The following is a 24,691-nucleotide window of genomic DNA, read 5'->3' as shown; positions in this document are numbered from 1 at the left end:
TTACTGCACGCGGGGCAGCACTTCGAACTGGTGGAAGGGCGGCGGCGAGGACAGCGTCCACTCCAGCGTGGTCGCGCCGGCACCCCAGGGATTGTTACCGGCCGGCACCTTCTTCATGTAGGCGTCGAGGACGCAGTAGAGGAAGATCAGCACGCCGAAGCCCGAGATGTAGGAGCCGAGCGACGAGACCAGATTCCAGCCCGAGAAGGCATCGGGATAATCGACATAGCGTCGCGGCATGCCCGACAGGCCGAGGAAGTGCTGCGGGAAGAACACCAGGTTGACGCCGACGAAGGTGACCCAGAAGTGCAGCTTGGCGATCCACTCATTGTACATGTAGCCCGACATCTTCGGGAACCAGTAGTACCAACCGGCGAAGATCGCGAACACCGCACCGAGCGACAGCACGTAATGGAAGTGCGCGACGACGTAGTAGGTTTCCTGGAGCACGCGATCGACACCCGCGTTCGCCAGCACGACGCCGGTGACGCCGCCGACCGTGAACAGGAAGATGAAGCCCACCGCCCAGATCATCGGCGCGCGGAATTCGATCGAGCCGCCCCACATCGTGGCGATCCAGGAGAAGATCTTCACGCCGGTCGGGACGGCGATGACCATCGTGGCGGCGACGAAATAGGCCTGCGTCGCCGATGACATGCCGACCGTATACATGTGGTGCGCCCACACCACGAAGCCGATGCCGCCGATCGCGACCATGGCGTAGGCCATGCCGAGATAGCCGAACACGGGCTTGCGCGAGAAGGTCGAGACGATCTGGCTGATCATGCCGAAGCCGGGCAGGATCAGGATGTAGACCTCCGGGTGACCGAAGAACCAGAACAGATGCTGGAACAGCACGGGGTCGCCGCCACCGTCGGGCGCGAAGAACGTCGTGCCGAAATTGCGGTCGGTGAGCAGCATGGTGATCGCACCGGCGAGCACCGGCAGCGACAACAGCAGCAGGAACACCGTCACCAGGATCGACCACACGAACAGCGGCATCTTGTGCAGCGTCATGCCCGGCGCGCGCATGTTGAAGATCGTGGTGATGAAGTTGATCGCGCCCAGGATCGAGGAGGCACCGGCGAGGTGCAGCGACAGGATCGCGAAGTCGACCGCCGGGCCGGGATGGCCCGAGGTCGACAACGGCGCGTAGATGGTCCAACCCGCCCCGACGCCGTTGGAGCCCGGCTCGCCCTCGACGAAGGTCGACATCAGCAGCAGCGCGAAGGAGGCCGGCAGCAGCCAGAACGAGATGTTGTTCATGCGCGGGAACGCCATGTCGGGCGCGCCGATCATCAGCGGCACGAACCAGTTACCGAACCCGCCGATCATCGCGGGCATGACCATGAAGAAGATCATGATCAGGCCGTGCGAGGTCACGAAGACGTTGTAGGTGTGCGCCTCGTGGAAGACCTGCACGCCCGGATACATCAGCTCGGCCCGGATCGCGATCGACATCGCGGCACCGATGATGCCGGCGATGACCGCGAAGATCAGGTACATCGTGCCGATGTCCTTGTGATTGGTCGAATAGACGTAGCGCCGCCACCCGGTCGGATGGGCGTGCTCGTCATGTCCGTGGGCTTGCGCGTGATCGCCGTGTGCCGCTGCGCTCGTTGCCATTTTCAAATCCTGCCTTGCGTCCCATTCGGACCTTTGAAGGTCCCGCCCTTTGTCGCTTTCAGTCCCTCAAGCCGTCACCCGACGCTTACTGCGTCGGGCCGGCCGCGGAGGCGTAGGTGCTGGTGCCGCCGCTCGCATATTTCTTCTTCGCCGTCTCGACCCAGGAGGCGAACTCCTGGTCGCTCACCACGCGCACGGCGATCGGCATGAAGGCGTGATCCTTGCCGCACAGTTCCGAGCACTGACCGTAGTACATGCCGGTCTTGGTGGCCTTGAACCAGGTCTCGTTCAGGCGGCCCGGGATGGCGTCGATCTTGATGCCGAAAGCCGGCACCGCGAAGGCATGGATGACGTCGGCGCCGGTGGTCTGGACGCGAATCACCTTGTTGACCGGCACCACCATCTCGTTGTCGACGCCGAGCAGGCGCGGCTGCTTGTCCTGCGCCATCAGCGAGTCGAACTCGAACTTGCCGTTATCGGGATAGGCATAGGACCAGTACCACTGCTTGCCGGTCGCCTTGATGGTCAGATCCGCCTTCGGCACGTCGAGCTCCAGGAACAGAAGCCGGAACGAGGGCACCGAGATGCCGACCAGGATCAGCACCGGAACGAGCGTCCAGGCTACCTCGATCAGCGTGTTGTGCGTGGTCCGCGACGGCACCGGATTGGCCTTCGCGTTGAACTTGATGACCACGATCACAAGCAGCGCCAGGACGAACAGCGTGATCAGCGTGATCAGCACGAACAGGAAGTTGTGGAACCAGACGATGTTGTCCATCACGGGGGAACCGGACTGCTGGAGCGTCCACTCCCACGGCGCCGGCTGCCCGAGCTCGGCGAATGCCGCACCACCCGTCGCTAGCGTGACGCCCGCCGCCACCAAGGCGATGGTGGCCAATCCCAGCAATTGCCGGCCCACCCGACCCATCGACATCCTCATGCCGTTCGCGCTCCCCTTACGAAATCACCCCAAGTGCGCTCCCCTGTTTCCGGGAAACGCTTATTCGACCCGCCAGTCCGACAAACCGCCACGCAAGAATACCTCTAAGAGGAATTGGGGCCAGATCGCTAGAACGCGAAATCAAGCCTCTCAAACCATAATTCTTGATCTATCGCAATGCAGTCTTGAGCCTGGTCTGCCAGCCATCACCGGCAAGATATTTCCCAGTAACATCAGACAAAAATACCGCTTCCCGGGATGCTGCGGCTTGACAGCGGAGTTGCCCGCGGTAGGCACTGGCAGACAGCCGCGCAGGAGCCTGATTCGTGCGGGCGATGCGGTTGTGGGCGGCGCGGAATTTGCTTGGGAATCGCCTTCAAGACGCCGTCATTTCCGTATCAGTCCGCCAGATCAGTCCGCCAGGCGCGAGCGAGGAAGGCGAGCAGAGGGACCGACCCGATGGGGCTTTCGAGATCGATGGCAAGGCCGGCGAACGGCCTCCCGGCGCTGGCCGCCCTCGTGGCTGCGATCGTCCTGCTGGCGCTTCCGGGGCTTGCCCATGCGCAGGGCGCGGTCCGCTCCGTCCATGGCGACTGGCAGATCCGCTGCGACACCCCGCCCGGCGCCCAGACCGAGCAATGCGCCCTGATCCAGAGCGTGGTGGCGGAAGACCGCTCCAATGCCGGCCTGACCGTGATCGTGCTCAAGACCGCCGACCAGAAGAGCCGCCTGATGCGCGTGGTCGCCCCGCTCGGGGTGCTGTTGCCCTCCGGCCTCGGCCTCAAGCTCGACAACCAGGACGTCGGCCGCGCCGGCTTCGTCCGCTGCCTCCCCAACGGCTGCGTCGCCGAGGTCGTCCTGGAAGACAAGCTGCTCGGCCAGCTCCGCAGCGCCAAGACCGCGACCTTCATCATCTTCGAGACCCCCGAAGAAGGCATCGGCTTCCCGCTCAGCCTGAACGGGCTCGGCGAGGGTTATGACAAACTGCCGTAGCGGCGGCTGACGCTGGCGATTCTATTGTTTCCGTAATGTGAGGCTTCGCGCCCTCGCGGAACCGGTCCGAAACCATTATCTTGCCCCACATCTTCCGCTAATGGACGGACGCATGACCAACCCTGCCACAACCTCCCTGCTCGACCGTGCCAATCTCGACCGCGACCAGGTTCGCCACGAGATCGCGCGCGGGCTTTCGGGCGCCGACGACGGCGAACTGTTCCTGGAATACAGCCAGACCGAAGCGCTGATGTTCGACAATGGGCGGCTGAAGCAGGCGACCTACGACACCTCGCAGGGGTTTGGCCTACGCGCCGTCAAGGATGACGCGGTGGGTTACGCGCATTCCTCCGACGTATCGCTGCCGGCGCTGATTCGCGCCGCCGACGCAGTCGCAGCCGTGCGCGGCGGCTACTCGGGCAGCTTCGCCGCGCCGCCGGCGCATACCAACGTGCGGCTCTATGGCGATGACAATCCGCTGGATGCGCCGGGGTTCGAGACCAAGGTCAAGCTGCTCGCCGAGATCGACGCTTACCTGCGCGACAAGGATCCGCGGGTGCGGCAGGTCAGCGTGAGTCTCGGCGCGACTTGGCAGGTCGTCGAGATCCTGCGGCCCGACGGCGAGAGCTATCGCGACATCCGTCCGCTGGTGCGCGTCAACATCTCCGTCGTCGCCGGCCAGGGCGACCGCCAGGAGAGCGGCAGCAAGGGCTATGGCGGTCGTGCCGGCTATGCCGAATTCATCGAGAGCAGGAGCTGGCGCGAGGCCGCCGACGGCGCGCTGCGCGAGGCGCTTGTCAACCTGGAATCGATTCCGGCGCCGGCCGGCGAGATGGACGTCGTGCTCGGTGCCGGCTGGCCCGGCGTGATGCTGCATGAAGCGGTCGGCCATGGTCTCGAAGGCGACTTCAACCGCAAGAAGACGTCGGCGTTTGCGGGCCTGATGGGCCAGCAGGTCGCGGCCAAGGGCGTCACCGTGGTCGATGACGGCACCATCGCCTCGCGGCGCGGCTCGTTGTCGATCGATGACGAGGGCACGCCGACCAATCGCACCGTGCTGATCGAGGACGGCATCCTCGTCGGCTACATGCAGGATCGTCAGAACGCGCGGCTGATGAACATGAAGCCGACCGGCAACGGCCGCCGCCAGGGCTATGCCCATGTGCCGATGCCGCGCATGACCAACACCTACATGCTCGCGGGCGATCGCGATCCGGCCGAGATCCTTAGCTCAGTGAAGAACGGCGTGTTCGCCGCGAATTTCGGCGGCGGCCAGGTCGATATCACCTCGGGCAAATACGTGTTCCAGTGCACCGAGGCCTACAAGATCGAGAACGGCAAGATCGGCGCGCCGCTGAAGGGCGCCATGCTGATCGGCAACGGGCCGACCGACCTGCATCGCATCCGCATGATCGGCAACGATCTTGCGCTCGATACCGGCATCGGGACCTGCGGCAAGAACGGTCAGGGCGTCCCTGTCGGCGTCGGCCAGCCATCGCTGCTGATGGAGCGTATCACTGTGGGTGGAACGGGCGCATGAGCGTTGAGAAAGCAACCGTCACCCCGAAACGGAAAAGCAGCGGCTGGGGTGGGCAACTCGTGCAGCTCGCCGGCATCGTCGCCGCGGTCTTCATCGCCAAGGGCGCGCTCGCCGAGCCGTTCTACGTGCCGTCGGGCTCGATGGAGCCGACGCTCTTGATCGGCGATGCGCTGCTCGCCTCGAAATTCCCCTATGGCTACGGCACCTCGTCGCTGCCGATTCAGATCAGCCTGCCCGAGAGCGGCCGCGTCTTCGCGGAGACGCCGAAGCTCGGTGACGTCGTGGTCTTCCGCTGGCCCGGCGATCGCTCGCAGGCCTGGGTCAAGCGCGTGGTGGGGCTGCCCGGCGACCGCATCCAGATGCGGCAGGGCCAGCTCTTCATCAACGACCGCCCCGCCGAGCTGAAGCCCGATGGCGTCGGCGCCGCCGAGGACGACCATGGCGGCAGCGAGCCCGCCTCTCGCTATGTCGAGACACTGCCGAACGGCGTCTCCCATCTGATCTTCAAGATGCGCGACAGCGGTCCGCTCGACAACACGCCCGAAGTGACGGTACCGGCCGGCCACCTCTTCGTGCTCGGCGACAACCGCGACAATTCCGCCGACAGCCGCGTGCCGCTGCGCTCCGGCGGCGTCGGCCTATTGCCGATCGACAATCTGATCGGCCGTGCGGATGCGGTGGTCGGCTCCTGGGATCTCGGCATACGCGGCCAGCCGGTGTGGACCTGGCTGTCCGGGTTCAGGCTGGCACGGTTCTTCACCGCCGTGCATTGATTGGTCGTTGGGTGAGAAGAGACGAATTCGTCGATCTTGCCTTGCGCAATCCGGTCAACGCCGCGATTCTGGACGAGCTGCATCGCCTCGCGCTGCCGGATGCTTGGCTGGTGGCAGGTTGCCTGGTGCAGACGGTGTGGAACGTGCTCACCGGCCGTCCGATCAGTCACGGCATCGCCGACTATGACGTATTCTATTTCGATCCTGATACCTCATGGGAGGCGGAGGATGCAGTCATCCGCACCCTGCATGCGCGGCTCGCGCATCTCGGCGCCAAGGTCGAGATCCGCAACCAGGCGCGGGTGCATCTGTGGTACCCCGACAAGCATGGCCTGCCCTATCCGCCGCTGACGCGCTCGACTGATGGTATCGACCGCTTCCTCACGGAAAATACGCAACTGGGTGTCGGACCCGCTGCTGATGGGAATTTCGACGTCTATGCACCCCACGGATTCGATGACGTCGCAAGGCTGATCGTGCGGCCCAACCGGGCGCCAAATTTTTCCATCGCCAACTACGAGGCGAAGGCCGCGCGATGGAAGGCGCTGTGGCCGGAGCTCACGGTGATTGCGGCGGACGCATGAGCCCCACGTGTCCCGGACAAGACGCATCGTGAAACGATGCGGCGCAGAGCCGGGACCCGTGGCGCAATAGATTCCGGTGTTGCGTGGGCCCCGGTTCAGCAGCGCATCACTTCGTGCTGCGCCGCGCCCGGGGCACGATTGCTAACCTACCGCACCACGCCCGACGTGAATCCCGGCTTGCGGCGCGGCGGCTTGATTTCCTTCTTCAGGAAGCAGCGCGCCTCGCGCCCGGTGTAGCCGGGGCGGGCATAGGTGAAGGCGCGGCATTTGTTGTCGGCGCTGCAGGCGGCCTTGCAGGTCTCCTCGCCTTCGCCGACCTTGAGCTCGAAATTGCGCAAATCCCCGCCGGGACGGTCGATCGACGTCTCGACGCCCTCGACGCGCGGCTCGATTACGCCGGCGCCGCGCACCCCCGAGATGCAGCAACTTCCCGGCACGCGCGCCGGCACGGTATTCTTCAGCCAGCACACCGCCTGGCCGCCTTCGACGTCGGGATAATTGAAGCTCCAGGAGCGGCAGCGGCGATCACGCTCGCACAGCAGCGCGCAATCCTCAGGATCGCCCGAAGTGACCGGCGTGCTGAAATAGTCGCCGCCGGGCCGGTCGAATGCCGTCTGGGCACGCGCCGGCACGCTCGCAATTGCAAGCGAAAGCAGCGTGGCACATGCCACGACGCTGGCCATGACGGCCCGGGACAGGCGGCCCTTCCCCATCGGAACAGCTTTCGAGTTATTGACGACGCTCAGGTTTTTTCAGCCGGTCATTTGATCGCCGTAAACCTGTATGGGCGATGAACGGCTGAAATCCCGATCGTTGGGCTAAAGCATGATCCGGACCCGAAGGGCCGCGTTAGCGCAAAGTGTGACGCGGTCTTCCGAGAAGTTCATGCTCAAGCAAGGTCTAGAACGCGTACTCCGCGTAGGCCCGTTCCACCGAGCCCTTCCAGGGACCGTTGAACTTCTCCAGCATCTCCTCGGCCGGCGTCCTGCCGGAATCGATGATGCGATCGAGCGGCTCGAGGTGCCGGGTCTCGTCGCGGCCAAGCTGGTCGATCCGGCCGCGCCGGCGCAGGCCGGCATGTGCCAGAACGAGGCACTCCTTGGCGATCTCGAACAGATAGCGGTCCTTGATCCGCGCCTTGAAGCCGAAGCGCGGCACGTCGTCGCGCAACGCCTGACGCTCATGCGCGCTCCAGTGCTTCACCATGTCCCAGGCGGCATCGAGCGAAGCGTCATCGTAGAGCAGCCCGACCCAGAATGCAGGCAGCGCCGGCAAGCGGCCCCACGGGCCGCCGTCGGAGCCGCGCATCTCGAGATAGCGCTTGAGCCGCACTTCCGGGAAGATCGTCGAGAGATGGTTGGCCCAGTCCGACAGCGTCGGACGCTCGCCGGGAAGGTTGTTGTTGCGGCCGTCGAAGAACGCGCGGAACGAGGAGCCCGCCACGTCGATGTACTCCTCGCCGCGCTTGACGAAATACATGGGCACGTCGAGCGCGTAATCGACATAACGCTCGAACCCCATGCCGTCCTCGAACGCCCACGGCATCATGCCGGCGCGCGCGTTGTCGGTGTCGCGCCAGATCTCTGACCGGAACGAGAGGAAGCCATTCGGCTTGCCCTCGGTGAACGGCGAATTGGCGAACAGCGCAGTCGCGACCGGCTGGAGCGCGAGCGAGACGCGCAGCTTCTTGACCATGTCGGCTTCGGAGGAGAAGTCGAGATTGGTCTGCACGGTGCAGGTCCGGTACATCATGTCGAGGCCGTACTGACCGACCTTCGGCATGTAATTGGTCATGATCTTGTAGCGGCCCTTGGGCATCACCGGGATGTCGGCGCGCGACCAGGACGGCGTCATGCCGAGCCCGAGGAAGCCGATGCCGAGCGGCGTTGCGATCTCGCGCACCTGTGCAAGATGCGCCATCAACTCGCCCTGGGTCTGGTGCACGTTCTCGACCGGTGCGCCCGACAGCTCGAACTGTCCGCCCGGCTCGAGCGAGATCGCGCCGCCACCGGTGACATCGTAGAGGCCGATGATGTTGCCCTTCTCCATGATCGGCTCCCAGCCGAGCAGGAGCTTCATGCCTTCGAGCAGCGCGCCGATGCCGCGCGCACCCTCGTAAGGCACCGGACGGTGGCCGTCGAGGGTGAACGGCGTCTTTTCGTGCTCTGTGCCCATGCGGAATTCGGACGGGTCCTTGCAGCCGGCCTCGAACCACGCGACGAGCTCGTCGCGTGACTGCAGCGGCGTCATATCGATCTGGTCTCGCGCCATATCAAACTCTAATCAAAGGGCGCTTCGACCGAACGCGCGCGGGTGACAGGGATGGTCCGCGAACCCACCGGTTGCGCGGACGAGCGGGTTTGCCGCGCGATCATCGCGACGGCATGATTTCGTTGACGCCCGCAGGCGGTAGTTTCATCTCGCCGCACGAGCAGCCCAGGCGATCGAGCAGACTGCTGAGCTTGACGGCGTCGGCATCCGACAGTTTCGAACCGACATATTTCTCGATAGCAGCCGAATACGCGCCCCACATCCGCTTCTGCAACTCGCGGCCGGCCTCCGTGATCTCGACGAACTGACCGCGCTTGTCGATCTTGCATTCGCGCCGCGAGGCGAGGCCCTCGTCGACCAGGCGGTCGATCAGCCGCGAGGTAGAATATTGCGGAATCAGCATCTGCCGCTCGAGTTCGACCGGCCGTAGCTCGCCCGACGGCGCCCGCGACAGTTCGAGCAGCGCGTCATACCAGGCCAGCGGTGGGAAGCCGGCCTTTTTCAAGTCCTGCTCGACGCAATCGAGCACGCGGCTCTGCACCCGCATCAGGCGGATCCAGGCGGCTGTTGCCTCGGTCGATGGTTTGCGTTTCATGGTCCCGCTCAAGCTCGTCGCCCGTCTCTTACTCCATTTGATGCACCTGCATCAATCTTGACTATTTCAAGCAGGGGCATGTAGTCGTTCTTTCGGCCGAACCAAGCATCAGGCGAAGGAAATTCCGTGAAACCGTACGCTTCACCCGGTGCCGGCTCGCTGTCCCCAGATCGCGCTCCTGGAAGCCGGCCTGCCCGATGAGCTGGTCAAGCTCGATATCAGCGCCTGGAAGCTCGGAAATGGTGAGGATTATCTGAAGCTGAACCCCTGGGGGGCACCCTGGGGGCCAGGTCCCTGCGCTGCTAGGCTCGACGGCGGTGAGATCGTGACCGAAGGCCCTGTGATTGTCCAGATGACCGCCGATCAGGCTTTGGCCGAAGGCGCTGGCGCCGACCCGCGACAGTTCCGAGCACCACAAGCTGGATTTCCTCGCCTCCAAGGTGCGCAAGAGCTTTGGTCCGCCGTTCGCGGAGCACGACAGGCGGGACGACGACAAGCCGGATCGATGATCCGGCTCTTTGCTTGCACAATTCGCGAATTCAGAAGATTCGAGACGCACTGACGTCAATTTTTAGAGCATTGTCGGGGTTAACAATAACTCTGCGTTATGCGCCCCGCGGGCGTCGCCATCCTTGTGAGAGCAATCCACTTGGCTCAGCTTCAGCGCGGGACATGACGCAGACCGCTGGACCGGAAAGCTATTGTGACGACGGTACTCCTCCTCCTGCTCGCGAGCTCGATCACTGGCTTGGCGACGGGGCTATTCTTCCGAGTTTGGACGCTATTGCTGGTCTCGCCGGCGACCGCGATCCTTGCGGCAACGGTCCTTCAGACCTCAGGCTTTGGATTTTGGACGGGCGTTCCAATCGTCGTCGGCTGCCTGATTGCCGGCCAAATCGCCTATCTGGCGGCGACGTTCTACGTGCACAGAGGGGAGCTCTCAATGCAGGACGAGATCGACGGCGAGCCAGGCAAGCACGGCCAGCGCCATATCAAAGACGAGAACGAGTAGGACCAGGCCGACCCACGAAGGAATTTTTCTGCGCCGCCGGAGCAGCCTGCGGCGCGGCCACGGCCGACCCAGCAGCAATAGGGGAGCGTATCTTACCGCAAGGCCGGCTGCGCTGTCCTGAGACACCGTGGGGATCATTGCGGGACACCTTCAATGCCAATGGGCCATCCGGTGGACCATCAGCAAGAGCGGTGCCAGCGAGCGGGCGCGGCCGGGGCGGCGATAACCGATTTGGACAAGGCGCAAACAGATCGGCCGGATCGATGATCCAGCGCTTTTCATTTGAAAGTAAAAAAGCCGGATCGATGATCCGGCCTTTTGTTTCTGCGTAGCCCGGATGGAGCGCAGCGCAATCCGGGTGACTGCATCCGAGGAGATGCTGTCCCGGATTTCGCTCACGCTCCATCCGGGCTACAGGCGCCGTCAGGCCGCCGCCTTCTTCGGCGCGAAGCGGCCGTAGAAGGTCTCACCCTTCGCCGCCATCTCCTCCAGCAGCTTCGGCGGGGTAAAGCGCGAGCCGTACTTCGCCTCCAGCTTGTGGCAGAGCTCGACGAAGGTCCTCGTGCCCATGAAGTCGATGTAGGACAGCGTGCCGCCGGTGAACGGCGCAAAGCCGAAGCCGAGGATCGAGCCGACATCGGCTTCGCGCGGATCGGTGATGACGTGGTCCTCCACCGTGCGCGCGGCTTCCACAGCCTGCACCACCAGGAAGCGCTGCTTCAACTCCTCGATATCGAGCGTGTCGGGGTCGAGCTGCTTCGGCTGCAGCGCGGAGAGACCCGGCCACAGGCTCTTCTGGCCCTTGCCCTTCTCGGGGTAATCATAGAAGCCCTTGCTGTTCTTGCGGCCGAGACGGCCCTGCTTCTCGACCATCTCCACCATCAGCTTCTTCTGCTCGGGATTGATGGCGTTGGGGCCGAGGTCCGTTTCGGTCGCCTTCATGATCTTCAGACCGAGATCGAGCGCGACCTCGTCCGAGAGCGAGAGCGGCCCGACCGGCATGCCGGCCATCTTGGCACAGTTCTCGATCATTGCCGGCGGCACGCCTTCCAGGAACATCTCGTTGCCTTCGGCGACATAGCGGCCGACGCAGCGGTTGGCGAAGAAGCCGCGGCTGTCGTTCACGACGATCGGCGTCTTGCCGATCTGCCGGACGTAGTCGAGCGCGGTCGCGAGCGCGACATCGCCGGTGTTCTTGCCGAGGATGATCTCGACCAGCATCATCTTCTCGACCGGCGAGAAGAAGTGGATGCCGATGAACTTGCCCTGGTCCTTGAACGCCTCGGCCAGCGAGGTGATCGGCAGCGTCGAGGTGTTCGAGGCGAAGATCACGTCGGGCTTGAGATATTGCTGCGCCTTGGCGAAGGTCTCCGCCTTGACCTTGCGGTCCTCGAACACGGCCTCGATGACGAGGTCGACATCCCCAAGCGCGGCATAGTCGGCCGTCGGGGTGATGCGCGCGAGCAGGGCTTCGGCATCGGCGGGCTTGGCGCGGCCCTTCTTGATCTGCTCCTCGATCACCTTCTGCGCATGCGCCTTGCCCTTGTCGGCGCTCTCCTGGTCGCGGTCGATCAGGACGACGTCGAGGCCGGCACGGGCTGAGACGTAGCCGACGCTCGCGCCCATGAAACCGGCGCCGATCACGGCGATCTTCTTCACCTTGGTCGGGGCTACGTCCTTCGGACGGCGCGCGCCCTTGTTAAGCTCCTGCATCGAGAGGAACAGGCTGCGGATCATCGCCGCCGCTTCCTTCGAGCGCAGCACCGAGGTGAAGTAGCGCGACTCGACGCGCAAAGCGGCGTCGATCGGCAGCTGCAGGCCCTCATAGACGCAGCTCATGATCGCGCGCGCGGCCGGATAATTGTCGTAGGTCTCGCGGCGGTAGATCGCGTTGCCGGCCGGGAACATCATCATGCCCGCCTTGGAGAACACCGGGCCGCCGGGCAGCTTGAAGCCCTTTTCGTCCCAGGGCGCGACGGCCTTGCCGCCGCCCTTGATCCAATCCTTCGCGGCCTTGATGAGGTCGGCGGCGGGAACGATGGCGTGGATCAGGTTCAGCGCCTTGGCCTTGTCGACCGTGACAGGATCGCCCTTGAGCAGGATCGTCATCGCGTCCTGCGGCGGCACCAGGCGCGGCACGCGCTGCGTGCCGCCGGCTCCGGGGAACAGGCCGACCTTGACCTCCGGCAGGCCGAGGCGGGTCTTGGGATTCTCCACGGCGACGCGATAGTGGCAGCACAGCGTGATCTCGAAACCACCGCCGAGTGCGAGGCCGTTGATCGCGGCCGCCCACGGCTTGCCGGAGGTTTCGATCGAGCGCAGCACCAGCGAGAAGCGTCGGCTCTGTTCGAACAGCATCTGGTTCGCCGCGGTCTCGCCCTGCTCCTTCAAGACTTTGGCGTAGGCCTGGTTCATGCCTTCGAGCATGGACAGGTCGGCGCCGGCGCAGAACGCTTCCTTGGCGGAGGTGATGACGACGCCCTTCACGGCGGCGTCTGCCGTGGTCGCCTTGACGATCGCGTCGAGCTCGTTGGTCGAGGTCTCGTCGAGCACGTTCATCGAACGGCCCGGGATGTCCCAGGTGACGAGCGCGATGCCGTCGGAATCGGTCTCAACCTTGAAATTTTTGTACGACATGTTGGTTGCTCCTCGGTGCCGCAGCCAGTCTTCGGCGCGGCGGTTGACTGTGATCTCGTAGGGTGGGCAAAGGCGCTCTTGCGCCGTGCCCACCATCATTCGCGAAGACAGCAGTGATGGGCACGCTTCGCTTTGCCCACCCTACGGCAGCTCGTTACACCCGCTCGATGATGGTCGCGGTGCCCATGCCGCCGCCGATGCACAGCGTGACGAGGGCGGTGGACTTGTTGGTGCGCTCGAGCTCGTCGAGCACGGTGCCCAAAATCATCGCACCGGTCGCCCCTAGCGGATGGCCGAGCGCGATGGCGCCGCCATTGACGTTGATCTTGGCGTTGTCGATGTCGAAGGCCTGGATGTAGCGCAGCACGACGGAGGCGAAGGCCTCGTTGAGCTCGAACAGGTCGATGTCCGACTTCTTCATGCCGGAGCGCGCGAATAACTTTTCGGTGACGTCGACCGGACCGGTCAGCATCATCGCGGGCTCCGAGCCGATGTTGGCGAAGGCGCGGATCTTTGCACGCGGCTTCATGCCGTACTTGGCACCTGCCTCCTTGCTGCCGAGCAGCACGGCGCCGGCGCCGTCGACGATGCCGGATGAGTTGCCGGCGTGATGCACGTAGTTGACGCGCTCGATCTCCGGGTGCGACTGGATCGCGACGCCGTCAAAACCGCCCATCTGCGCCATCATCGTGAACGACGGCTGCAACTGGGCCAGCGACTGCATCGTCGTCGAGGGGCGCATGTGCTCGTCCTTGGCGAGGATGGTGAGGCCGTTGATGTCCTTCACCGGGACCACCGACTTGTCGAAACGCCTCTCGTCCCAGGCCTTGCCGGCACGCTGCTGGCTCTGCACGGCGTAGGCATCGACGTCGTCGCGCGAGAAGCCGTATTTCGTGGCGATCAGATCGGCCGAGACACCCTGCGGCATGAAATAGGCCGGCACTGCGATCGAGGGATCCACCGGCCAGGCGCCTCCGGAGGCGCCGATGCCGACGCGGCTCATCGATTCGGCGCCGCCGCCGATCACGAGCTCATGCTGACCGCTCATGATCTGTGCGGCGGCGAAGTTCACGGCGTCGAGGCCGGAGGCGCAGAAGCGGCTGATCTGCACGCCGGGCACGGCTTCGCCGAGGCCGGCCTTGAGCGCGGCGAAGCGCGCGATGTCGGAGCCGGCTTCGCCGACGGGATCGACAACGCCGAGCACGACGTCATCGACCGAATCCTCGGGAAGGTTGTTGCGGTCCTTCAGTGCCTTCAGCGGCACGGTCGCGAGCGCGAGCGCGGTCACTTCGTGCAGCGCGCCGTCCGGCTTGCCGCGGCCACGCGGGGTGCGGACGTGATCGTAGATGAATGCCTCAGGCATGACGCCCTCCTGATGTGATGTTCGAAAGCTGTTGGGAAACGGCAGCGGAAGCAGGCTCAGAACGCTTCCGCCGGCAATTCCATGATGGTGGCGCAGCCGGACTGGATGCGCGCGAGATTGGCCGCGGTCTCCGGCAGCATCCGCTCCATGAAGAAGCGCCCGGTGACGAGTTTCGTGGAGAGATAGGGCGTGGCGCCCGACTCGGCAATCTTGGCATTCGTCACCTTCGCCATCTTCGCCCACATGTAGCCGAGCGCGACGAAGCCGAAGAGATGCAGGTAGTCGGTTGCGGCTGCTCCCGCATTGTCCGGCTTCGCCATCGCATTCTGCATCAGCCAGGTGGTGGCCTGCTGGAGATGGCCGAGCGAGGTCGAGAGCGGGGTGATGAAGGGCTTCAGTGCCTCATCGCCGCCGTTCTCCTTGGCGAAGGCCATCACCTCGCCGAAGAACGCCATGATGGCGCGGCCGCCGTCGCGCGGCAGCTTGCGGCCGACCAGGTCGAGCGCCTGGATGCCATTGGCGCCTTCATAGATCATCGCGATACGCGCATCGCGCACGAACTGCTCCATGCCCTGCTCGGCGATGTAGCCGTGGCCGCCATACATCTGCTGCGCCTGCACTGCGTTGGCAAAACCGTATTCGGTGAGGAAGCCCTTCAGCACCGGGGTCATCAGGCCCATGTGGTCGTCGGCGGCCTGACGGTCCTTCGGATCTTCCGAGCGGTGGGCGACGTCGCTCTTCAGCGCGGTCCACATCACGAAGGCGCGCGCGGCCTCGTTGAAGGCGCGGATCGAGAGCAGCGTGCGGCGCACGTCCGGATGCACGATGATCGGGTCGGCCGGCTTGTCCGGCGCCTTGGCGCCGGTGAGCGCGCGGCCCTGGATGCGCTCGCGGGCATAGGCGACCGCGTTCTGATAGGCGACCTCGGACTGCGCGAGGCCCTGAACGGCGACGCCGAGGCGGGCCTCGTTCATCATCACGAACATGCCCTGCATGCCCTTGTTCTCTTCGCCGATCAGCCAGCCGGTGGCGTTGTCGTAGTTCATCACACAGGTCGAATTGCCGTGGATGCCCATCTTGTGCTCGATCGAGCCGCAGACGACGCCGTTGCGGGCGCCGACCGAACCGTCGGCGTTGACCAGGAATTTCGGCACCACGAACAGCGACACGCCCTTGATGCCGGCGGGCGCGCCCTCGATGCGGGCCAGCACGAGGTGGATGATGTTGTCGGCCAGATCATGCTCACCGGCCGAGATGAAGATCTTGGTGCCCGTGATCTTGAAGCTGCCGTCCACCTGGCGCACCGCCTTGGTGCGGAGCATGCCGAGGTCGGTGCCGCAATGCGGCTCGGTGAGGTTCATGGTGCCGGTCCATTCGCCGGCCACCATTTTCGGCACATAGGTCTTCTTCTGCTCGGGGCTTCCGTGCACCAGCAGCGCCGCGGTCGCGCCCATGGTGAGACCGCCATACATGGAGAACGCCATGTTGGCGGAGATCTGGAATTCGTTGACCGCCTGGCTCAGCGTCACCGGCAGGCCCTGGCCGCCGTATTCAGTCGGCGCCGACAGACCAAGCCAGCCGCCTTCGGCGACCTGCTTGAACGCCTCCTTGAAGCCTTTCGGCGTAGTGACGCCGCCGTCGTCCGCGCGCTTGCAGCCTTCGAGATCGCCGACGCGATTGAGCGGCTGCAGCACCTCTTCGGCGAGCTTGGCGGCTTCGCCCAGGATCGCCTCGCGCACGTCGCTCGACGCATCGGAGAAGCCCGGCAGATTGTCGTAGCGGTCGATCTGGAAGACGTCGTTGAGCAGGAAGTTCACGTCTTCGACGGGGGCTTTATAGATCGGCATGGCGTTCTCCCGGCATCTGCCTTGAAGTCATGGGCCTTGAAGTGATGATGTTGGGCTTATGATTGGGCGGCGGCAAGCTGCTCCGCCATCAGGCGGTGCAGCATGTTGATCGCCTTGAGCGGACGCACCATGACCTTGAAATGGGTGATGCGCCCCTCGCTATCGAAGCTGATGATGTCGACGCCGTTGATCTCGATGCCGTCGATCATGGTCTTGAATTCGAGCACGGCGCCGCGCTCATTCTTCCACTCACCGACATAGGTGAAGCCGGGACCGCCGAGCACCTTCTCGGCGCTGGAAAGGTATTTGAAGGTGATGTCGCGGCCGCGCTGCGGCGTGTGCACGACGGGGCTTTCGAAGATCGCGTCAGGATGCAGGAGGTCCCAGAGCGCTGTGCGGTCATGAGACTTCATGTAGGCGTACCAGGAATCGAGGCCGGTCATTCTCAGGTGCCTCCCTAGGCCAAAGGCAAAAGTTACGAAAACAACCCCATGCACAGTAGAGATGTGGTTGAATTCACTGGTTTTTTCAGTCGGGCTTTGGCCCGCTTGCACGTTGCCTCATATGCACATTGACGCATATGCGCCAATGCGCATAAAGTCAAGCAGGTTTGGTCAGACTTGGGAAGAGAGGCCGGTGATGGCGCTGGGCGACGCAATCCTCGCATGCCTGACGGAACGTCCGATGACGGGCTACGAGCTCGCCAAGACGTTCGATTCCTCGATCGGCTTCTTCTGGAAGGCCGACCATCAGCAGATCTACCGCGAGCTCTCCAAGCTGCGCGACCGCGGCCACATCCAGGGCCGCGAGGTCGTGCAGTCAGGCAAGCCCAACAAGCTGGTTTATACGCTCACGCCCGAAGGCAGAACAGCGCTGCGGCACTGGGCCGCGCGACCAAGCACGCCGCCCTCGATCAAGGACGACCTCCTGGTGCGGCTGCATGCGCTCGACAGCATCGACATCGAGCCCATGCGCACCGACCTGATGGCCCGTCTGGAGCACCACCGCGACCGCCACGCCAATTACGAGCGCATCCTGAAGAAGCGTTTTCCGGACGGTACGGCGGAAGGCCGGCTCGACCTCGGCAATTTGCTCCTGCTCCGCCTGGGGGCCCGGCACGAGCAGATGGTGGCCGACTTCTGCGAGGAGGCGCTGGAGGCGCTCTCGGCGATGAGCGGCAAGGCCGCGGTGGTGCCGCTGGAGGACGGCAAGCGCGAAGAAAAAGCCTGAACGCCTCTAAGGACCGGCGGCCGTCGCCGCGCGCCCGGCCTCGTCAGGCCGCCAGCTGGCTGACGTATTTGAGGGTCTGGAACTCCTGGAGGCCCTCGATGCCGCCTTCGCTGCCGATGCCGCTGTCCTTGTAGCCGCCAAACGGCGTTTCCGGCAGCGACGCCTGCCAATGATTGACGATCACGTTGCCGCTCTGGATCGCCTCGGATGCGGCGGAGGCGTTGCGCATGTCGTGCGTCATCACATAGGCGGCGAGCCCGAAAGGCAGGCGATTGGCAAGCTGCAGCGCCTCGTCCACGGTGCGGAACGGGGCCGTCGTCGCCAGCGGGCCGAACGGCTCGACGTTGGAGGCGAGGCACTCCTGGTCGACATGGGAGAGCACGGTGGGGCGGTAAAAATATCCGCCCTCTCCGCAGCGCCGGCCGCCCGCCGCGACGCGGATCTGGCGCGCCCGCGCGTCGTCCACGAAGCGCTCCATGCTCTCCACGCGCCGCGCATGGGCCAACGGTCCCATCTGGGTCGATGCATCGAATCCATCTCCGACCACGATGGCCTCGGCGAGTTCGGCCAGTTTGGCCGCGAAGCGGTCGTGGATCGATTCATGCACGAAGAAGCGCGTCGGCGAGGTGCAGACCTGGCCGGCATTGCGGAACTTGGCGGTGACCGCCGACAGCGCGGCAGCTTCGGGATCGACGTCGTCAAAGATCAGCACGGGCGCGTGGCCGCCGAGCTCCAGCGTCATCCGCTTCAGGCCCTGCACGGCGAGCGCCCCGATCTGCCGGCCGATCTCGGTCGATCCGGTGAAGGTGAGTCCGCGGATGACGGGCGAACGCAGCAGCGTCTGCGAGATCAGCGTGGGGTCACCGAACACGACGTTGAGCACGCCGGCCGGAAGTCCGGCGTCGTTGACCGCGGCGGCAATGGCGAGCGCCGTCGCCGGTGTTTCCTCCGCCGGCTTGATCACGACGGCACAGCCCGCCGCGAGGGCGCTGGAGATCTTGCGTGCCGGCGTGATGGCCGGCGCATTCCAGGGCGAAAAGGCCGCGATCGGACCGAGCGGCTCACGGATCGCGACCTGCTGGATGGCACGATGGCGCGAGGGAATGACCCGGCCATAGGCGCGGCGTCCCTCCTCCGCATTCCACACGAACAGCGCGGCCGCGGTCTCGACCTCGGTGCGGGCTTCGGCGATCGGCTTGCCGAGCTCCAGCGTGATCAGGCTTGCGATATGCTCGCGCCGCTCGGTGATCAGCGCCGCGGCGCGCTGCAGGATGCGGCCCCGGTCGCCGGGCGACATTCGGCGCCATTGCTCATGCCCCCGCGCGAGCGATGCGAGCGCCTCCTCCAGATCCTCTGCGCCGGCACAGGGCAGCTGCCCGATGACCTGCCCTGTTGCAGGATTGCGCACCGGAACGGTGGCGCGCCCGGCGGCGTCTCGCCACTGGCCATCGATGAAGAGTGCGAGCGCAGGATAGTCGGTCATGTGGCCCTCTGGGCAGGACGGACCGCAGCATGGCTGCGATCCGATCGCCGTTCGCGTGCTACTTGGCGACCAGCGGGCAATTGCCGTCCTTGAGCGGACGGAACGCCTGATCGCCGGGTACCGTGGCGAGGATCTTGTAATAGTCCCAGGAATATTTCGATTCCGAGGGATCCTTGACCTGCAGCAGATACATGTCGCGGATCACCCGCCCATCCTCGCGGATCGAAGCGTTGGTAGTATAGACGTCGTTGATCGGCAGCTTCTTCATCTCTGCGACCAGAGCCGCACCCGACTCGCTCTTCTTCGCATCGATCGCCTTCAGGTAATGCGTGACCGCGCCATACACCGCGATCTGCAGGCTGCCGGGCGCCTTGCCCTTGAAGCGCTCCATGAAGCGCTTGCTCCAGGCACGGGTCTTGTCGTTGGCATCCCAATAGAAGCTGTCGGCGAAGATGAGCCCCTTGGCGTTTGCGAGACCGAGACCGTGAATGTCGGGCAGATTGACTAGCAGCGCCGCGATGCTCTGCCCGCCGGCGGTGAGGCCGAACTCGTTCGCCTGCTTCAGCGAATTCATCATGTCGGCGCCGGCATTGGCGAGCCCGACCACCTGCGACTTCGAGGCCTGGGCCTGCAACAGGAAAGACGAGAAGTCCGGCGTGTTGAGCGGCGCCCGCGCCGCACCCAGCACCGTGCCGCCATTGGCGAGCACCACCTTGGAGGCTTCCGCCTCGAGCGCCTGTCCGAAGCTGTAATCGGCGGTCAGGAAGAACCAGCTCTTCAGGCCCTTCTTGACCAGCGGCGCGGTCGCGACATTCGCCAGCGCGTAATTGTCGTAGGCCCAGTGCACGCCGTTCGGCGAACAGGCCTTGCCGGTGAGGTCGGGCGTTCCGGGGCCGGTGGCGAGGAAGACCTTGTCCTTTTCGCGGGTCAGTTGCTGCACGGCCAGCGCGACGCCCGACGAGACCACCTCGGTGATCGCATCGACGCCTTCAGTGTCGTACCAGCGCCGCACGATGCCGAGACCGACATCGGCCTTGTTCTGATGGTCGGCCGAGACGATCTCGACCGGCATGCCGCCGGCCTTGCCGCCGAAATCCTCCACCGCCATCTGCGCCGCCAGCACCGATCCCGCGCCGACATTGTCGGCATAGGGACCGGACATGTCGGTGAGCACGCCGATCTTCACGGTGCCCTTGGCGATCTCCGCTTGCGCGGGTCCCCATACGGACAGCGCTGCCAGAGCCGCAACCAAAGCTTTCGTCTTCACGAATATCCTCCCTTGCTTTTCTTGAAACCGTTCACTCGATGGCCTGCAGAACGGGCAGCAGATATCCGAGGAACTTCTCGGGATCTTCGCTCATCGGGAAGTGGCCGAGGCCCTTCATGATGGTCACGTGGCTGCCCTTGATGCTGTTGGCGACCGCGAGCGTTTCCTCTGGGGTGCACGAATAGTCGTACTCGCCCGACAGCAGGAACAGCGGGCACCGCGACGTATCGATCTGCGCGACGCGGTCGCGGATGTCGCCGTCGAGCTTGTAGAAATACAGGTCGCCCTTGAAGACGCCGGGACCGCCCTGCATGTAGTGCCACAGCGTTTCCCAGCGATCGGCATCGGGTGCTTCGGGGCCGACGAGGCCGGAGACAATCGCCGCGCAGACCTCGCCGCCATGCACGTCAGGACGGTGCAGGAAGTTGAGGTCGTAATAAGGATCGACATGAGCGCCGGCCTGCAGGCCGATGATGGCGCGGAAGCGTTCGGGATGGTCGAGCGCCAGATGCAGCACGATGCGTCCGCCGATCGAGCAGCCCATCACGACCGGCCTGTCGAGTTCGAGCGCTTCGGCGACGCTCAGGATCATCCCGGTGTATTGGGCCGAGGTCAGCTGATATTCCTCGTCGTGCCAGCCGGCCGGCGGCGACGATTTGCCGTGCCAGGGCATGTCGAAAGCGATGACGCGAAATTTCGACGTTACGCGCGGATCGTTCATCAGCGCGCGATATTGGCGGCCGTCGGCGCCCGCGGTATGCAGGCACAGCAGCGGAATGCCCTGGCCGGCCTCTTCGACATACAGACGGTGGCTGCGGCCGAACAGATCGAGGTGGAGATAACGTCCGATCGTGGCTTCGAAACGCGGGCTCATGCTGCGACTCCCGTTGCACGCAGTTTCACCAGCGCTTCCTTGAAGTAGCGGAGGTTGGCCATGAAGACCTGCAGATTGCCTTCGGCCTTGAGGGTGCGCCGCTTGATCAGCGCCATGAGGTCGTGCGACCCGGGTTGCGGCTTCGTGCTCCAGAACTTCGTCCATTCCTCCTCGGAGGCGCGCAGCGCAAACGACCATGAGGGCATCACGAAGGGGCCGCGGGTCACTGCGGCAACCTTGCCGTCGGCAATCGTGATCAGCCAGGCCGCAGCTCCGATCTCGAGCAGGAACGTCGTCGACAGGAAGCGACCGCGCCGCACCAGATTCACGTCCGCGTTGACCCTGTCCTTGAGGTCTTCGATCATGTGTCCTCCCTTCGGGCGAGCGCGACCAGGGCGTCGACGGCGATGACGCCCTCGCCCACCGGCCTGACGATCAGCGGATTGATCTCCGCATCGACCACCTGAACGCTCTCCTCGTTTGCCAGTTGCGACAGGGCCACGATGGCCCGTGCCAGCGCTTCCATATCGCCATGCGGCCTGTTGCGATATCCCCGGAAGATGCGGCTGATGGCGAGGTCGGCGATCATGCTGCGGGCGGTGTCGAGATCGACCGGCGCGAGGCGGATGCTGCGATCGCGATAGATCTCGGTGTAGATGCCGCCAGCGGCGAGCAGCACCAGCGGCCCGGCATCGGGATCGACGCGATAGCCGAGCAGAAACTCGCCGAGGCCTGCCGTCATCGGCTGCACGATCACATGCGATGCCGCGTGGCCCTTGCCCATGGCATTCCCGGCAATGCGGCGCATCGCGGAGCTGAGCTCGGCATCGCTGCGCACGTTCAGCACCACGCCGCCGATCTCGGTCTTGTGCGCGATTGTCGCCGACAGGATCTTCACGGCCACCGGATAGGCGAAGGGAAGATCGAAGGGGCCTTCGGCATCGATCGCGACGGCAACGGCAGGCGCATGGGAGATGCCGAGCTTCGCCAGCAGCGCATAGGCTTCGATTTCATCGAGCTGCTGCGCCAATCCAGACGCGCTCGGCCGCGGGGATGGAGCGAGTGCCGTGGCCGCCCGGCGTAGCAAGGCTGCGCTCATCGCGTCCGCACAGGATTCCGGGGTGCGGAATGCGGGCACCCCGGCCGCGGCCAGCATGTTCAACGCCTCGGGCGCTTCCGGAACCAGGAAGGCGGCAAGCGGCTTGGCATGCCCGCCGCTGTCAGTGACGGGCTTGACGGCGAGCTCAGGCTGAAAGCGTGCGGACGAGCCGATCACCGCGATGATGGCATCGAACTCCGGGGCGCCCAGCAGAGTGTCGAGCGCCGCCTTCATCACGTCGTAGCGGGTGCCGGCCAGCGTCAGGTCGGTGATGCGGTCGTGCCCCGCCTTGACGCCGGCGGCGCCGAGACGCGCGTAGGTCTCGTCGTTCGGGGCGACCACATCGATGCCGCGCAGGGCCAGCTCGTCGACCACCATGGCGGCGCCGCCGCCGGTGGTGGTCACGATGCCGACGCGGGGAGCGCCGGCGCCCGGCCGACGCGCCGGCACACGCGCGACCAACGGCAGCGCTTCGAGCAGCGTTTCGAAGTTGAAGATGCGGGCGATGCCGCAATCGGCGAGGAAGGCGGCCGCGACGTCGTCCTCGCCGGCCAGCGCCCCGGTGTGCGACAGCGCCAGTTCGGCGGCGGCTGCGGAACGGCCGAGCTTGTAGGCGACGACCGACTTGCCACGGTCGGCAGCACCGCGCGCGAAGGCGCGCAGATCGTCGGCGTGGCGGATGCTTTCGAGGAACAGCATGTAGCCTGTGATCGTGGGATCATCGAGCGTCGCCGCGCAGATCTCGCCGAGGCTGAGATCAATCTCGTTGCCGACCGAGACGAGACCCGCGAAACCGAGATGGCGCGCCTTGCCGCGCGAGATCAGGCCGCCGAGCAAACTGCCGCTGTGGGAGGCGACGAAGATGCCGCCGCGCGGCAGGTCCGGCTCGGCGAATGCGGCGTTGGCAGTGATGATGGTCCTGCTGTGCAGATTGATGGCGCCGAGGCTCGACGGGCCCAGGATGCGCAATCCGTTCGCCCGCAGCGCCTTCAGCCGGGCGAGCAGCTTGCGGCCCGCTTCGTCGGCCTCCGAATAGCCGGACGCCAGGATGGTGGCCACGGAGACGCCGAGCCGCGCGCATTCTTCGGCGGCGTCCACGGCATCTTCTGTCGGCGTCAGGATGAAGGCATGGTCGGGAACGACGGGCAGACTTGCGAGCGACGGCCACGCCGGTTCGCCGAGCACGGTCTTGCGGCCCGGATTGATCGGATAGATCGCGCCCTCATAGCCGGCGCGCCGCAGATATTGCAGTGGGCGCGACGACGTCTTCGACGCATCGTCGGAGGCACCGACCAGCGCGATGCTGCGCGGTGCGAACAGCGCCTGGGCCAGCGAGGGTCTGGTCGTCTCAGCTGCCACGTCCGGCCTGCCCGCGCTGATCGAACCGGCGGTCGAACACGGATTCCGCGATCCGGTTCTTGAGGATTTCCGTGGAGCCGCCGGCGATCATCCAGCCGCGCGTCCGGCGCATGCAATATTCCGCGAGCGATTCCTGGCTGTAGCCGAGGCCGCCCATGATCTGCACTGCCTCGTTGGCCACCTCGAAACCGGCCTGGTTGCAGGCCAGCTTGGCGATCGCGGTCTGGTACGGCGATGGCAGTTCGTCACGGACATTGGCGGCGCGATAGAGCAGCATCTGCGCGGATTCGAGCTTCAGCGCCATGTCCGCGAACTTCCATTGCAGGCCCTGGAACTCGCAGAGATGACGGCCGAACTGCTTGCGCACGGCGGCGTGGTCGCGCGCCAGGTTGAAGGCGTAGCGGCCGAGCGCGAGCGAACGGGCGGAATTGCCGAGGCGCTCGACGTTGAAGCCAGCGATCTGCTTCTTGAAGCCACCAATTCCGAGCAGAACGTTACGCTTCGGGACCCGGCAGTTCTCGAAATAGAGCTGGCTCCACTCTTCGCCGCTCATGAAGGCGGTCGGCTTTCCGATCGTGAAGCCGGGCGTGCCGCGCTCGACGATCACAGAGCCGATGCCGGAGACCCCGGGCGCGAAGCGGACATAGACGAGGTAGATCGCCGCATCGGAACTGTGCGTGCCGAACACCTTGCTGCCGTTGATGACGTAATCGTCACCGTTCTCGGTCGCCATGGTCTTGAGTTCGGTGACCGCGGAGCCGGCTTCCGGCTCGCTCATGCCGAGACTGATGCAGATGTTGCCGGCGAGCAGATCGGGCAGCCAGCGCTGCTTCTGTTCCGGTGTCGCGTATTCCACGAAGGTGCGGATCGGTCCGAAATTGCCGGCCTGCACGACATCGGCGCTGCGCGGGCACACCGACGCGACCTGCTCGATCGCGATGACGGAATCCAAGAGCGTACCGCCCTGCCCGCCATCCTCCGGATCGAACGAGATGCCCATCAGGCCCTGCTTGCCCAGCATCTGCGCGACTTCGCGCGGAAAGCGCGGATCGTGTGCGCGCGCCAGCGAGCCATCCCTCAGGTTCGCTTCGGCAAAGCGGCGCACCGAATTGGCGAACGCCTGCTGCTCTTCATTCAGTTCAAAATCCATGGGCCATCACATCGCTGGAGCGACATCGTCTTCTCAGCGGGGGCTTTG

At 64.9% G+C, this 24,691-nt stretch carries 22 protein-coding genes and 1 pseudogene; 7 read left to right on the top strand and 16 right to left on the bottom strand.

From position 1 onward, the window contains the following. Both ctaD and coxB read right to left on the bottom strand, forming a co-directional pair. Nucleotides 1-1,626 (bottom strand): cytochrome c oxidase subunit I, encoded by a 1,626-nt coding sequence (gene ctaD, locus ACVIIV_RS10585; RefSeq protein WP_456744139.1) that lies wholly within the window; start codon nt 1,624-1,626, stop codon nt 1-3. Nucleotides 1,627-1,711: 85 nt separating this feature from the next. After that, complete coding sequence (gene coxB / locus ACVIIV_RS10580) at nt 1,712-2,566, bottom strand: cytochrome c oxidase subunit II (RefSeq protein ID WP_100232550.1); 855 nt, start codon at nt 2,564-2,566, stop codon at nt 1,712-1,714. A gap of 459 nt (nt 2,567-3,025) precedes the next feature. Between coxB and ACVIIV_RS10575 the strand changes: the two genes are divergently transcribed. The 4 genes from ACVIIV_RS10575 to ACVIIV_RS10560 all read left to right on the top strand — a co-directional run bounded on the left by ACVIIV_RS10575 (nt 3,026) and on the right by ACVIIV_RS10560 (nt 6,456). Beyond that, complete coding sequence (locus ACVIIV_RS10575; RefSeq protein ID WP_027574305.1) at nt 3,026-3,559, top strand: invasion associated locus B family protein; 534 nt, start codon at nt 3,026-3,028, stop codon at nt 3,557-3,559. A gap of 112 nt (nt 3,560-3,671) precedes the next feature. After that, complete coding sequence (tldD, locus tag ACVIIV_RS10570) at nt 3,672-5,099, top strand: metalloprotease TldD (protein WP_456744138.1); 1,428 nt, start codon at nt 3,672-3,674, stop codon at nt 5,097-5,099. After that, nucleotides 5,096-5,872: a signal peptidase I gene (gene lepB / locus ACVIIV_RS10565; RefSeq protein WP_456744137.1), complete on the top strand. Its 777-nt coding sequence runs from the start codon at nt 5,096-5,098 to the stop codon at nt 5,870-5,872. The genes tldD and lepB overlap by 4 nt, the downstream gene beginning before the upstream one ends. Before the next feature lie 11 nt (nt 5,873-5,883). After that, entirely contained in the window at nt 5,884-6,456 is a 573-nt protein-coding gene (locus ACVIIV_RS10560; RefSeq protein ID WP_456744136.1) for a nucleotidyltransferase family protein, read from the top strand. 146 nt (nt 6,457-6,602) lie between these two features. Here the strand turns inward: ACVIIV_RS10560 and ACVIIV_RS10555 are convergent, their stop codons facing one another. The 3 genes from ACVIIV_RS10555 to ACVIIV_RS10545 all read right to left on the bottom strand — a co-directional run bounded on the left by ACVIIV_RS10555 (nt 6,603) and on the right by ACVIIV_RS10545 (nt 9,322). After that, nucleotides 6,603-7,169, bottom strand: coding sequence for a PAN domain-containing protein (locus tag ACVIIV_RS10555; protein WP_456744135.1), 567 nt, complete (start codon nt 7,167-7,169; stop codon nt 6,603-6,605). 187 nt (nt 7,170-7,356) lie between these two features. After that, nucleotides 7,357-8,727, bottom strand: coding sequence for a glutamate--cysteine ligase (locus ACVIIV_RS10550; RefSeq protein WP_456744134.1), 1,371 nt, complete (start codon nt 8,725-8,727; stop codon nt 7,357-7,359). A 100-nt stretch (nt 8,728-8,827) separates the two neighbouring features. Continuing rightward, nucleotides 8,828-9,322, bottom strand: a complete 495-nt coding sequence (locus tag ACVIIV_RS10545; protein ID WP_456744133.1) for a MarR family winged helix-turn-helix transcriptional regulator — start codon at nt 9,320-9,322, stop codon at nt 8,828-8,830. Nucleotides 9,323-9,448: 126 nt separating this feature from the next. Here ACVIIV_RS10545 and ACVIIV_RS10540 point away from each other — a divergent pair. Then, nucleotides 9,449-9,792, top strand: a pseudogene (locus ACVIIV_RS10540) (glutathione transferase GstA); the annotation flags it as partial. A gap of 233 nt (nt 9,793-10,025) precedes the next feature. Next, nucleotides 10,026-10,334: a hypothetical protein gene (locus tag ACVIIV_RS10535; RefSeq protein WP_456744132.1), complete on the top strand. Its 309-nt coding sequence runs from the start codon at nt 10,026-10,028 to the stop codon at nt 10,332-10,334. A gap of 150 nt (nt 10,335-10,484) precedes the next feature. Here ACVIIV_RS10535 and ACVIIV_RS10530 read toward each other — a convergent pair whose 3' ends face one another. From ACVIIV_RS10530 to ACVIIV_RS10510, 5 genes are all read right to left on the bottom strand, one after another. Next, entirely contained in the window at nt 10,485-10,733 is a 249-nt protein-coding gene (locus ACVIIV_RS10530; RefSeq protein ID WP_456744131.1) for a hypothetical protein, read from the bottom strand. Between the two features lie 24 nt (nt 10,734-10,757). After that, nucleotides 10,758-12,971 (bottom strand): FAD-dependent oxidoreductase, encoded by a 2,214-nt coding sequence (locus ACVIIV_RS10525; RefSeq protein ID WP_456744130.1) that lies wholly within the window; start codon nt 12,969-12,971, stop codon nt 10,758-10,760. Between the two features lie 154 nt (nt 12,972-13,125). Then, the gene (locus tag ACVIIV_RS10520) at nt 13,126-14,334 is read right to left on the bottom strand and encodes an acetyl-CoA C-acetyltransferase (RefSeq protein ID WP_456744129.1); all 1,209 of its coding nucleotides are present in this window, start codon (nt 14,332-14,334) and stop codon (nt 13,126-13,128) included. Between the two features lie 56 nt (nt 14,335-14,390). Beyond that, nucleotides 14,391-16,181, bottom strand: a complete 1,791-nt coding sequence (locus ACVIIV_RS10515) for an acyl-CoA dehydrogenase C-terminal domain-containing protein (protein WP_456744128.1) — start codon at nt 16,179-16,181, stop codon at nt 14,391-14,393. A gap of 56 nt (nt 16,182-16,237) precedes the next feature. After that, entirely contained in the window at nt 16,238-16,624 is a 387-nt protein-coding gene (locus ACVIIV_RS10510) for a nuclear transport factor 2 family protein (protein ID WP_456744127.1), read from the bottom strand. Between the two features lie 196 nt (nt 16,625-16,820). Here ACVIIV_RS10510 and ACVIIV_RS10505 point away from each other — a divergent pair, with 196 nt between their 5' ends. Continuing rightward, entirely contained in the window at nt 16,821-17,411 is a 591-nt protein-coding gene (locus ACVIIV_RS10505; RefSeq protein WP_456744126.1) for a PadR family transcriptional regulator, read from the top strand. 43 nt (nt 17,412-17,454) lie between these two features. Here the strand turns inward: ACVIIV_RS10505 and ACVIIV_RS10500 are convergent, their stop codons facing one another. Genes ACVIIV_RS10500 through ACVIIV_RS10475 form a run of 6 tightly spaced genes read right to left on the bottom strand, consistent with a single transcriptional unit; the run spans nt 17,455 to nt 24,643 of the window. Then, entirely contained in the window at nt 17,455-18,894 is a 1,440-nt protein-coding gene (locus ACVIIV_RS10500) for an NAD-dependent succinate-semialdehyde dehydrogenase (protein WP_456744125.1), read from the bottom strand. Nucleotides 18,895-18,952: 58 nt separating this feature from the next. Further along, entirely contained in the window at nt 18,953-20,161 is a 1,209-nt protein-coding gene (locus tag ACVIIV_RS10495; RefSeq protein WP_456744124.1) for an ABC transporter substrate-binding protein, read from the bottom strand. Between the two features lie 31 nt (nt 20,162-20,192). Further along, complete coding sequence (locus tag ACVIIV_RS10490) at nt 20,193-21,035, bottom strand: alpha/beta fold hydrolase (protein WP_456744123.1); 843 nt, start codon at nt 21,033-21,035, stop codon at nt 20,193-20,195. Then, nucleotides 21,032-21,400, bottom strand: coding sequence for a hypothetical protein (locus ACVIIV_RS10485; protein ID WP_456744122.1), 369 nt, complete (start codon nt 21,398-21,400; stop codon nt 21,032-21,034). The genes ACVIIV_RS10490 and ACVIIV_RS10485 overlap by 4 nt, the downstream gene beginning before the upstream one ends. Then, nucleotides 21,397-23,493 (bottom strand): acetate--CoA ligase family protein, encoded by a 2,097-nt coding sequence (locus ACVIIV_RS10480; protein WP_456744121.1) that lies wholly within the window; start codon nt 23,491-23,493, stop codon nt 21,397-21,399. The genes ACVIIV_RS10485 and ACVIIV_RS10480 overlap by 4 nt, the downstream gene beginning before the upstream one ends. After that, nucleotides 23,483-24,643: an acyl-CoA dehydrogenase family protein gene (locus ACVIIV_RS10475; RefSeq protein ID WP_456744120.1), complete on the bottom strand. Its 1,161-nt coding sequence runs from the start codon at nt 24,641-24,643 to the stop codon at nt 23,483-23,485. Before ACVIIV_RS10475 ends, ACVIIV_RS10480 begins: the two co-directional genes overlap by 11 nt. Between the last annotated feature and the right edge of the window lie 48 nt (nt 24,644-24,691).

Source organism: Bradyrhizobium sp. USDA 4354 (assembly GCF_054060315.1).
Note: the sequence above shows the minus strand (reverse complement) of the source record. Positions and strands in the feature narration are given on the sequence as shown.